This window comes from Bordetella trematum, assembly GCF_900078335.1.
GTDB classification, from domain to species: Bacteria; Pseudomonadota; Gammaproteobacteria; order Burkholderiales; family Burkholderiaceae_B; genus Bordetella; species Bordetella trematum.
This window is the reverse complement of the sequence record NZ_FKBR01000025.1, coordinates 18985-28826: the sequence shown is the minus strand read 5'-3', so window position 1 is coordinate 28826 and position 9842 is coordinate 18985. Positions and strand designations below refer to the sequence as shown.

Here is a 9842-nt window from a genome sequence, read left to right as displayed (position 1 = left end):
GCCGTGCCGTTGGAAATCACCCCGACCAGATTGCCGCGCGCGGTAAAGCGAAAAGCGTTGGCCGGATTGCTCTGGATTTCTTCGCAGGCCGCCGCCACGCCGGGGGAGTAGGCCAGCGCCAGATCGCGCTGGTTGGTGAGCTGCTTGGTCGGCGATACCGAAATTTTGCCGGGGCGGCCCTGCTCATGATATTCAAGCGCGGCCTTGCGAAGATTGGCGTCCATAATCTGCGGTCAAGAAAGAAAAAAGGCTGCCCGCGCCGAAGCGCAGGGGTTTGGCCGCTATCTTACTCTCCGCCTGCGCGGCTGCGCGCTGCGCCCGTCGCGGGGCAGGATGGCGGCGGCTGGCTACAATCTCCCTTTCGCCGTGAGAGTTTCCATGCCGCGCCTAGCCCACCGTACCCAAGATTTCCTGACCTTCCAGGTCGTCGAACTGTTCAAAGAAGCCCAGGCGCTGGCCGCAAGCGGCCGCGATATCATCAGCCTGGGCATCGGCGAACCGGACTTCACCGCACCGCCCCAGGTGGTCGAGGCGCTGGAGCGCGCCGCGCGCGCCGGCCTGAGCGGCTACTGCGCCCCCGGCGGCCTGAGCCCGCTGCGCGAAGCCATCGCCGAGTTCTACGCCACGGAGTTCGGCGCACGCATCGAGCCGGAACGCGTGATCGTCACCGGCGGTGCATCGGGCGCGCTGGCGCTGGCCTGCGCCGCCCTGGTCAACCCGGGCGGCGAAGTGCTCATGCCGGATCCCTCCTATCCCGCCAACAGCAACTTCATCCTGTCGGCCGGCGGCCGGCCGCGCTTGCTGCCTACCGACGCCTCGCAGCGTTTCCAGCTCAGCGCGCGCGACATACGCGAGCATTGGGGACCGCAGACCCAGGGCGTACTGATCGCCTCGCCCAGCAATCCCACCGGCACCAGCATCGAGCACGATGCGCTGGCTGAGCTGCTGGCCGAAGTGCGCCAGCGCCAGGGGTTCACCATCATGGACGAGATCTATCTGGGCCTGTCCTATGAGCAGGCGCCGCGCTCGGCGCTCACGCTGGACGACGACATCATCGTCATCAACAGCTTCTCCAAGTATTTCCACATGACTGGCTGGCGCCTGGGCTGGATGATCGTGCCGGCCGAGATCGTGCCCATGGTCGAGAAGATGTCGGCCAGCCTGCAGATCTGCGCGCCGACCCTGGCCCAACATGCCGCGCTGGCCTGCTTCCAGCCGGATGCGCTCAAGCTGTTCTCGCAACGCCGCGACGCCTTCCGCCAGCGCCGCGACTACCTGGTGCCGGCCTTCGAGACGCTGGGTCTGCCCATCCCGGTCAAGCCGGACGGCGCCTTCTATATTTATTCGGATCTCTCCAGCCTGGGGCTGGACAGCGTGGCGTTCTCCCAGCGCCTGCTGCACGAGGCGGGCGTGGCGGCGGTGCCGGGCGTGGACTTCGGCCCGACCCACGGCCGCCACACCATGCGCTTCTCGTATGCCACCGGGCTGGACCGGCTGCAGGAAGCGGTCGCCCGGATCGGCAAGCTGCTCTGAAAAAGGGAGGGGCGGCGTTCCCGGCCGTTGGCCGGGCGCGCCTTTGCCTAGTCGCGCGCCAGCGCGATGCCGGCGGCCAAGGCGAGACGGCGACGCTCGGCCTGCACCTTGGCGCCATAGCCGCCATCGTTGGGGCCGGTGGCGCCCACGTAGCAGGCCAGCCCGCCATTGACCGAGCCGCGCCGGTCGATGCAGTCGCGCAGAATGGTCGTGCCCACATGGATGTTGGACACCGGATCCAGCGGATTGACCTTCTCGCCCAGCGCCTGGAATTTATCCTGGTGCACGCGCGTCATGACCTGCATCAGGCCCTGCGCACCGACCGAGCTCTCGGCGAAGGGGTTGTAACGCGACTCGATGGCAATCACCGCCAGCACCAGCAAGGGGTCGAGCTCCTTGTCGCGACTGACTTTGTAGACCGTGTGCACCAGCCCGCCGGTCGCGTCATAGGCGACCTTGTACTTGCGCGAGATATAGTTGCGCAGGGCTTCGACCTGGCCGCTGGTGGCGCCCGACGGCGAACGGCGCGAGCCGGCCGTGGCGGAAACCGCCTGGGTACGTGGCGGCGCCGGAAAACCGGTAGCATTGTTGGCCGGCAGATCGGGCACAGCCATGACGATGGCCGTCTCCGGGCCGGGTTCGGCTTCGGCGATGGCGGTAGGGGATGTCGGCGCGAGGGCAGTCAACAGGGCTTTGTGCACCTGCAAAGCCTGGTCGCGCAAACCAGGCAAGGCAAACCCCATGCTGACGGTCACGATGACCGCAATGCCAAGATAGACCGAACAAAGTCGCAGGCCTTCGGCGAGGTTATGGTGCACTCCCCGGGCCAGCTGTCGGAAGACGCCAGCCATTGACGCATCGGGCATAGGAGACCTCTTGCGTTGGGAAAGTAAGGGCTGGATGTTAACCTGTAATTGCATCAAAAATGTAACCAACCAGCCGGGATCTGTAGTGAAGTACCGCGACCTGCGAGATTTTCTGAACCAGCTTGAGCGCCAGGGCGAACTCAAGCGTATTGCCGCGCCCGTCTCCACGCGGCTGGAAATGACCGAGATCTCCGACCGCGTTCTGCGCGCCGGCGGTCCGGCGCTGCTGTTCGAGAACGCCGTGCATGAAGGCCAGCCGGCCGGCATGCCGGTGCTGGCCAATCTGTTCGGCACCCCCGACCGCGTAGCCTGGGGCATGGGCGCCGAGGCGGTCAGCGCGCTGCGCGATGTGGGCGAACTGCTGGCTTCGCTGCGCGAACCAGAACCGCCGCGTGGCTTTCGCGACGCGCTGGCCAAGGTCTCGATGCTCAAGGCCGCGCTCTGGGACATGAGCCCCAAGACAGTGCGCGGCGCCCCCTGCCAGGAAGTGGTCTGGGAGGGCGATGACGTCGATTTGTCACGCCTGCCGATCCAGACCTGCTGGCCGGGCGACGTGGCGCCGCTGCTGACCTGGGGGCTGGTGATCACCCGCGGCCCGCATGCCCGCCGCCAGAACCTGGGCATCTACCGCCAGCAGGTCATCGGCCGCAACAAGCTCATCATGCGCTGGCTGTCGCATCGCGGCGGCGCGCTCGATTTCCGCGATCACCGCCTGGCAAATCCGGGCCAGCCCTTCCCCATCGCCGTGGCGCTGGGCGCCGACCCCGCCACCACCCTGGGCGCGGTCACGCCGGTGCCGGACAGCCTCTCGGAATACCAGTTCGCCGGCCTGCTGCGCGGCTCGCGCACCGAGGTGACCCAGGCCCTGGGCAGCGAACTGTCCGTGCCGGCCACCGCCGAAATCGTGCTGGAGGGCCACCTCTTGCCCGCCAGCGACCCGCGCGCGCAGGCGGCACACGTTCCCGAGGGCGCGCCGCCGCCACCGGACACCGGCTACGAAATGGCGCTCGAAGGCCCTTACGGCGACCACACCGGCTACTACAACGAGCAGGATTGGTTCCCCGTCTTCACGGTCGAGCGCATCACCATGCGGCGCAACCCCGTCTACCACACCACCTATACCGGCAAGCCGCCCGACGAACCGGCCGTGCTGGGCGTGGCGCTCAATGAGGTGTTCGTGCCGCTGCTGCGCCGTCAGCTGCCGGAGATCGTTGACTTCTATCTGCCGCCCGAAGGCTGCAGCTACCGCCTGGCCGTGGTGTCGATCCGCAAGCAGTACGCCGGCCACGCCAAGCGCGTGATGTTCGGCGTCTGGAGCATCCTGCGTCAGTTCATGTACACCAAGTTCATCGTGGTCGTGGACGAAGACGTCAACACGCGCGACTGGACCGAAGTGATCTGGGCCATGACCACCCGCATGGACCCGGTGCGCGACACCCTGCTGGTCGAGAATACGCCCATCGACTACCTGGACTTTGCCTCGCCGGTATCGGGTCTGGGCGGCAAGATGGGCATGGACGCCACCAACAAATGGCCGGGCGAAACCGACCGCGAGTGGGGCGTGCCCATCAAGATGGATCCGGACGTCAGCGCCCGGGTGGACGCCATGTGGAAAGACCTGGGGCTGTAAGCCCCGGCCGGCGGCCCGCCCGGGGCGGCCGCCGGCTCAGACGTACTTGCCGGTCAGGCCGCCATCGACCACCAGCTCCGTGCCTGTAATGTAAGACGCCTCATCGGACGCCAGAAAAGCCACCGCATTGGCCACCTCCCAGGGCGTTCCCATGCGTCCCATCGGTACCTGCCGGTCGCGCGCCGCACGCGCGGCCTGCCTATCCGACGCGTCAAACATGTGGGCCACATTGGTGTTCACGCGGGGGGTGTCGATCAGGCCGGGCACGACGGTGTTCACCCGGATGCCGTCGGCGGCGTACTGCTGGGCCGCCATGCGCGCGAAATGGATCACCGCCGCCTTGCTGACGCTGTAGGCCAGATGGGGATAGCCGGTGTAGCGCATGCCCGCCACTGACGAGACCGCCACCACCGCCCCGCCGCCCTGCGCCCGCATCAGCGGCGCCAGCAGGCGCATGCCGATCAGCATGCTGGTGACGTTGACCTCCTGGATGCGCCGCCACTGCTCATCACTGATGTCCTCCGGACCGCCCACCTTGCCGATGCCGGCGTTGGCCTGCCAGATGTCGATACGCCCGAAATGTGCCTGCCCGGCTGCCACGGCCGCTGCCATGGCCTGGGCATCAGCCACATCGGCGCACAGCGCCAGCGCCTGCCCACCGGCCCGGACGACTTCGTGGGCGGCCTCCTCGGCTGCCTCCTGGCGCGCATCCAGCGCGATCACCCGCGCGCCCTGGCGTGCCAGCGTGACGCAACTGGCCTTGCCGATGCTCCAGCCCTGGGCCGAGGCCCCGGCGCCGGCCACCAGCGCCACCTTGCCCGCCAGACGGATATCGTTGCCCGCGCTCCTGTCGCCGCCCCCTGCCACCCGTATCTCCGGACTCATGAAGACGCCTTGGCGGATTGCTGGTGGGACTGCCCCGCCCCGACATAGGGAATCGCGTGATCGATGGTTTCCCAGATGAAGCGCCCGGAAGGCGATTGCTGCTCCTCGGCCACGTGCGATACCAGCCCGGCAGCCCGCGAGATCACGGCAAAGCCGCGCATCAGCGTGGTGGGCACGCCGATTTCGCTCAGCAAGGCGGCCACCGCACCGGTCGCGTTGATGGTGATGTGCTTGCCATAGACCTCGTCGATGGCGGCAGCCAGCTGGCGCAGGGCGCGCAGCGCATCGCCCTTGAGCTCGGGTTCGGCCTCGGCCAGGGCCAGCAGCTTGATCGAGCGGGGATCGTCAGGCTTGTGCAAATGGTGGCCGAAGCCCGGCAGCGCCTGGCGCGCGGCGCGATGCTCGCGGGCGATGATAAGGGCTTCGGCCGCGCCATCCGGGGCCTGGCGGATGCGGTCCAGCAGGCGCGAGCAATTCTCCATGGTGCCCACGAACTGGCTGCCCACGGCCATCAAGCCGGCCGCCACCGCGCCCTGCAGGTTTTCCGGCGCGCTCATATAGATAAGCCGCGTGGCGATCGCGCTGGGGGTCAGGCCGTGCTCCATCAGCGTCACCAGCACGGCATCGACCATGCGTACATCCACCGCACGCGCGCGACGCCCGAGAATCTGCATGATCATCACTTCGGTAAAGCTCATCTTGCCGATGATGTCCTCGACCAGATCGGTGTCCCGATACGACATGCCGGTGAGATGGTGGGCGCAAAGACGGGTCTGCGGGGTAGTCATGAGGTCTCCTTCTGGGCCGCGTCACGCACGGCGGATTTCAGCACCTTGCCGACGCTGGAGCGCGGCAGGCTGGCATGGATATGGATATGCTTGGGCGTGGCGACCGGCCCCAACAGAGCGCGGACATGCGCCTTGAGGGCATCGTGATCCGCCTGCGCCAGAGGATGAAACTGGACCGCGGCATGAACGGCCTCGCCCCATTTTTCGTCCGGCAGCCCGAACACCGAGCACTCATAGACGGCGGGATGCGAAGACAGCGCGTTCTCGACGTCAACCGGATAAACATTGAAGCCGCCGGTGATGATGACGTCGCGCAGCCGGTCCTTCAGGAACAGATAGCCGCGCGCATCCATCAGGCCGGTGTCGCCGGTACGCAACCAGCCATCGACCAGGGTCTCGGCGGTTTTCTCCGGCAAGCGCCAGTACCCGCGCATCACCAGATCGCCACGCACGGCCACCTCGCCGATCTCGCCGCGCGGCAGCGCCGTGCCGTCCGGCCCCAGGATGGCCAGCTCGGACAGCCAGGTCAGCCGGCCCACCGATCCCCGGTTGGCCGGCACCTCCAGTTCGGCCGGCGGCAGCGCCGTCACGATCTGCGGCGCTTCGGTCTGGCCGTAGGTGGTGCCCAGCACCGGGCCGAAGAACGCGCGCACCTGCTCGATCTTCTCCACCGGCATGGGCGCGCCGCCATAGATCAGATTGCGCAGCTGCGGAAAATCGGCGCGCGACACCCCGTCCTGCGCCATGATCATGTAGATCAGGGTGGGCGGCATGAAGCTCAGGGTGCCGCCACGCTCGCGAAACGCCGCCGTGACCGCCTGCGGCCCCGCCCCGTCGAGCAGCAGATGGCAGCCGCCCTGGGCCAGCACCGGCAACAGATAGGTGCCGGTGCCGTGGGTGACCGGTGCGGCCATCACATAGCGATCCGCCTCGGTCAGGCCCCAGGTGACGATCTGGTTCATGATGCCGGCCGTCCAGGCGCGGTAGGGCTGCATCACTCCCTTGGGCAGCCCGGTGGTGCCGCCGGTGAATTTGATGGCCTGGATCGCCTCTCCATCGAGCGCCGGACGCTGCGGCGGCTGCCCGGCATGTCGCGCCAGCAGGTCTTCCAGCGCCAGCCCGCTGGCCGCGCCATCGAGCGCCACGCGGTGCGCGCCCGCCTGCGCGACCAGCGTCTCGCCCAGCGCATCGGCGATCACGATGGACGGCTCCGTGGCCTGCAGGATGCGCCCGACCTCGCGCTCGGTGCTGCGGTAATTCAGCGGCACCCAGACCTTGCCGCTGGCCAATACCGCCAACAACGCCAGGATGTGCTGGGCCGAGTTTGCGGCGCATATCGCCACGCGAGTCTGCGGCGCCGGATCCAGGTGCTGCAGGGCGGCGGCCAGCGTGCGGGTCTGTTGCGCCAGTTGCGCATAGCTCACCTGCCCTTGCGGGCCGTCCAGCGCGATACGCTCGGGAAAGCGCTCGGCGGCGCGGAAAAAGAAATCAATCGGGTACAACCTGCACTCCTTGGAATCAATTGGCTTTGAGATCGGCGTTCTTCACCACGGCGGCCCACTTGTCGATCTCGCTGGCGATCTTTTGCTGAAACGCCAGGGGCGTATTGGGCGGCGACGGGGCAAAGAACCCGCCCTGCCGGTAGGAGGCCTGCAGTGCGGCGCTGCCCAGCGCCTGATTGACCGCCGCGTTCAGACGCTCGATCACCGGAGCAGGCGTGCCGGCCGGCGCCACCAGCCCGAACCAGGACTCGACCTCAAAGCCCGGCAACACCGACTCGCCCAAGGTGGGCACCGCCTCGGTCATGGGCAGGCGTTGCGGCGAAGTCACGCCGATGGCGCGCAACTTGCCCGCCTGCACATGGGGCAGCGACGACGGCAGGTTGTCGAACATCGAATCGACCTGGCCCCCCAGCAGGTCGGCCACGGCCGGACCGCTGCCGCGATACGGCACATGCAGGATGTCGGTGCCGGTGCGCATCTTGAACAGCTCGCACGACAGGTGGATGGACGAACCGCTGCCCGATGAGGCGCAGGTCAGCTTGCCCGGATTGGCCTTGGCGTAGGCGATGTACTCCTCCAGCGTCTTGACCGGCACCTTGGGATTGACCACCAGGATGTTGGGAATGGTCGCCAGCATCGCGACTGGCGCGAAATCCTTGACGAAGTCGTAGTTCAGCTGGCTGTAGAGACTGCGATTGATGGTGTTGGCGATCGACCCCACGTACAGGGTGTAGCCGTCGGGCTGAGCTCGCGAAACGATTTCCGCGCCGATGTTGCTGTTGGCCCCCGTCTTGTTCTCCACCACGAAGGTCTGGCCCAACTCGTCGCTCAGCGCCTTGGCCATCAGGCGCGCCACGATATCGGTTGCCCCGCCGGCCGCATAACCCACGACCAGCGTCACCGGGCGCTCGGGATAGGGCTTGGCGGCCCAGCTGGCGCCCGCCACCCCCAGGCAGGCCGCGGCCAGGGTCAGCCGCTGGAAAATGTTCTGCATGAGTCTCCTCCTGTTTTGTCTAATATTTGGACAGACTGCTATCTGCCGAGCCCATCTTGGGCTTTCATAGCAGCCCGACCAAGCAAACTTGTCCAGGAAATGAACAACTCGAGCGAAAGCCAGGCAGGCCCCCGCATCCTGCGCCGCGGCCTGCGTGTATTGGGCGTGTTGCGCCAGGCGGGTGCGGCCGGCCTGCATGTGGTGGATATCGCCCGCGAAGCCGGCATGCAGCGCTCGACCGTCTATCGCTATCTGGATGTGCTGACCGAAGAGGGTTACGCCCTGCGCGAAGGACGAGCGCCGCGCTGGCGCATCGCCGAGCTGGGCGTCATGCTCTCCGGCGATCCGCATGCCCAGGCGGTGCGCCAGTTCCGCCCCTGGCTGCGCGAGATCAGCGATATTTCGGGCGACTCCGCCTTTCTGATCTGCCGTGCGGGCAATGATTCGCTCTGTCTGCACCGCGAGGTGGGCAACTATCCGGTTCAGGTGCTTGCAGTCACCGTCGGGCATCGCCAGCCGCTGGGGGTCGGCGCGGCCGGGCTGGCCTTGCTGGCGGCCCTGCCTGCGGACGAGGCGGAACAGGTAGTAATGCAGAACGCCCAGGCCTTGCGCGCCTATGGCGGCATGACCGCAGGACAGATGCGGCAATTGATCCAGGCCACCCGCGACCGGGGCTGGTCTGTGGTCGGCAATGCGGCTGTGCCGGGCGTGCTGGGCGTGGGCGTGCCGGTCTGCGATGCCGATGGCTACCCGCGCCTGGCGGTAAGCGTATCCAGCCTGATCGGCCGCATGCAGGCATCGCGCCAGCGCAGCATCGCCGAGGTGATACGCAGCCGTCTGGCGCAAAGCGGTTCGCCGCCCTGAGCGCGCACGAAAAGAGGGCCTCTGAACGAGGCCCTCTTGCGGGTAGGTCTTGCGGCCTGACTAGGACTTTTTGTCCGAGCGGGAGGACTGGAAGAAACGCAGGGTCTGCCAGGCCGTAAACGCCAGGCCGGCCCAACGCAGCAGGCCGCTGCGCTTGCCGCCCATCACCAGGGCCGACGCAGCCGAGCCGATGATGGGATAGCGTCGGGCCAGGTTATAGGCCTGCAACACCCATTTGGAGGTATCGCCCTTGCCGGGCAGCAGGTTTCTGACCAGATTGCGCGGCTCCAGCGCCCGACCGGTTTCGGCCAGACTCTGAGCCAGGGCCTCGCGTTCCAGGGCTGCGCGTGCACGCAACAGTTCGATACGAACCTGGCGATCCACCGTCGCTGAATGACGCGTCATGAACGCCTCCCTTGAGCTTGCCCGGCGGCTTCCTGTTGATCGAGCTCGGCCTGCGCCTGACGCACCTGCTCGAACAGCTCGGCGTCGCGGCCCAGTTCGTGCAGCGTGGCCTCGAACGGCGTGGGACCGCCCAGCAGATTGCGCCGCACCATGAACAGCAAGCCCACTCCGAGCACGCCATAAATGCCCGCCAGCCAGCCGAGCGCCACATAACGATGCTCGGTCGGCCAGAACGCCACGGCGATCGTGACGCTGAAGACCAGTACGGCCAGGGTCAGAAACAGCAAGGCGGCGAATGCCATGCCAAGCACCTTCAGCAGGCGCAGCTTTTCAGCGCCCGCCTCCAGGGCCAGCAACTCAAGGCGCGTACGCAAC

General features: G+C 67.2%; 10 protein-coding genes and 1 pseudogene. 3 read left to right on the top strand and 8 right to left on the bottom strand.

The genetic code is table 11. The annotated features are described in order from the left end of the window. Positions 1 to 224 (bottom strand): annotated as a pseudogene (locus tag A7V84_RS12265) (hypothetical protein); the annotation flags it as partial. Between the two features lie 154 nt (positions 225 to 378). Between A7V84_RS12265 and A7V84_RS12260 the strand changes: the two are divergent. Beyond that, complete coding sequence (locus A7V84_RS12260; protein WP_025512759.1) at positions 379 to 1533, top strand: pyridoxal phosphate-dependent aminotransferase; 1155 nt, start codon at positions 379 to 381, stop codon at positions 1531 to 1533. A 47-nt stretch (positions 1534 to 1580) separates the two neighbouring features. Here A7V84_RS12260 and A7V84_RS12255 read toward each other — a convergent pair whose 3' ends face one another. Beyond that, a complete protein-coding gene (locus tag A7V84_RS12255; RefSeq protein ID WP_025512760.1) occupies positions 1581 to 2399 on the bottom strand; it encodes a lytic transglycosylase domain-containing protein in 819 nt (272 codons plus the stop codon). Between the two features lie 85 nt (positions 2400 to 2484). Here A7V84_RS12255 and ubiD point away from each other — a divergent pair, with 85 nt between their 5' ends. Beyond that, a complete protein-coding gene (gene ubiD, locus A7V84_RS12250; RefSeq protein ID WP_033535396.1) occupies positions 2485 to 4029 on the top strand; it encodes a 4-hydroxy-3-polyprenylbenzoate decarboxylase in 1545 nt (514 codons plus the stop codon). Positions 4030 to 4065: 36 nt separating this feature from the next. Here ubiD and A7V84_RS12245 read toward each other — a convergent pair whose 3' ends face one another. Genes A7V84_RS12245 through A7V84_RS12230 form a run of 4 tightly spaced genes read right to left on the bottom strand, consistent with a single transcriptional unit; the run spans position 4066 to position 8198 of the window. Beyond that, the gene (locus A7V84_RS12245) at positions 4066 to 4914 is read right to left on the bottom strand and encodes an SDR family NAD(P)-dependent oxidoreductase (protein WP_063491918.1); all 849 of its coding nucleotides are present in this window, start codon (positions 4912 to 4914) and stop codon (positions 4066 to 4068) included. Next, positions 4911 to 5702, bottom strand: a complete 792-nt coding sequence (locus A7V84_RS12240; protein WP_025512763.1) for a citryl-CoA lyase — start codon at positions 5700 to 5702, stop codon at positions 4911 to 4913. The genes A7V84_RS12245 and A7V84_RS12240 overlap by 4 nt, the downstream gene beginning before the upstream one ends. Then, a complete protein-coding gene (locus A7V84_RS12235) occupies positions 5699 to 7204 on the bottom strand; it encodes a class I adenylate-forming enzyme family protein (RefSeq protein WP_025512764.1) in 1506 nt (501 codons plus the stop codon). The genes A7V84_RS12240 and A7V84_RS12235 overlap by 4 nt, the downstream gene beginning before the upstream one ends. A gap of 16 nt (positions 7205 to 7220) precedes the next feature. After that, a complete protein-coding gene (locus A7V84_RS12230) occupies positions 7221 to 8198 on the bottom strand; it encodes a Bug family tripartite tricarboxylate transporter substrate binding protein (RefSeq protein WP_063491917.1) in 978 nt (325 codons plus the stop codon). 99 nt (positions 8199 to 8297) lie between these two features. On the opposite strand from A7V84_RS12230, the gene A7V84_RS12225 reads away from it, so the two are divergent. Further along, positions 8298 to 9062, top strand: coding sequence for an IclR family transcriptional regulator (locus tag A7V84_RS12225; RefSeq protein WP_025512766.1), 765 nt, complete (start codon positions 8298 to 8300; stop codon positions 9060 to 9062). A gap of 60 nt (positions 9063 to 9122) precedes the next feature. Here A7V84_RS12225 and A7V84_RS12220 read toward each other — a convergent pair whose 3' ends face one another. Together A7V84_RS12220 and A7V84_RS12215 are read right to left on the bottom strand one after the other, a co-directional pair. Next, complete coding sequence (locus tag A7V84_RS12220; protein WP_025512767.1) at positions 9123 to 9467, bottom strand: hypothetical protein; 345 nt, start codon at positions 9465 to 9467, stop codon at positions 9123 to 9125. Continuing rightward, positions 9464 to 9841 (bottom strand): phage holin family protein, encoded by a 378-nt coding sequence (locus tag A7V84_RS12215; protein ID WP_063940003.1) that lies wholly within the window; start codon positions 9839 to 9841, stop codon positions 9464 to 9466. Before A7V84_RS12215 ends, A7V84_RS12220 begins: the two co-directional genes overlap by 4 nt. Position 9842 lies beyond the last annotated feature (1 nt).

What these genes read in the sequence shown, in the direction of transcription:
- A7V84_RS12230 (WP_063491917.1), bottom strand. Translation starts at nt 8,198, where the DNA reads ATGCAGAACATTTTCCAGCGGCTGACCCTGGCCGCGGCCTGCCTGGGG.
- A7V84_RS12245 (WP_063491918.1), bottom strand. Translation starts at nt 4,914, where the DNA reads ATGAGTCCGGAGATACGGGTGGCAGGGGGCGGCGACAGGAGCGCGGGC.
- A7V84_RS12220 (WP_025512767.1), bottom strand. Translation starts at nt 9,467, where the DNA reads ATGACGCGTCATTCAGCGACGGTGGATCGCCAGGTTCGTATCGAACTG.
- A7V84_RS12260 (WP_025512759.1), top strand. Translation starts at nt 379, where the DNA reads ATGCCGCGCCTAGCCCACCGTACCCAAGATTTCCTGACCTTCCAGGTC.
- A7V84_RS12240 (WP_025512763.1), bottom strand. Translation starts at nt 5,702, where the DNA reads ATGACTACCCCGCAGACCCGTCTTTGCGCCCACCATCTCACCGGCATG.
- A7V84_RS12255 (WP_025512760.1), bottom strand. Translation starts at nt 2,399, where the DNA reads ATGCCCGATGCGTCAATGGCTGGCGTCTTCCGACAGCTGGCCCGGGGA.
- A7V84_RS12225 (WP_025512766.1), top strand. Translation starts at nt 8,298, where the DNA reads ATGAACAACTCGAGCGAAAGCCAGGCAGGCCCCCGCATCCTGCGCCGC.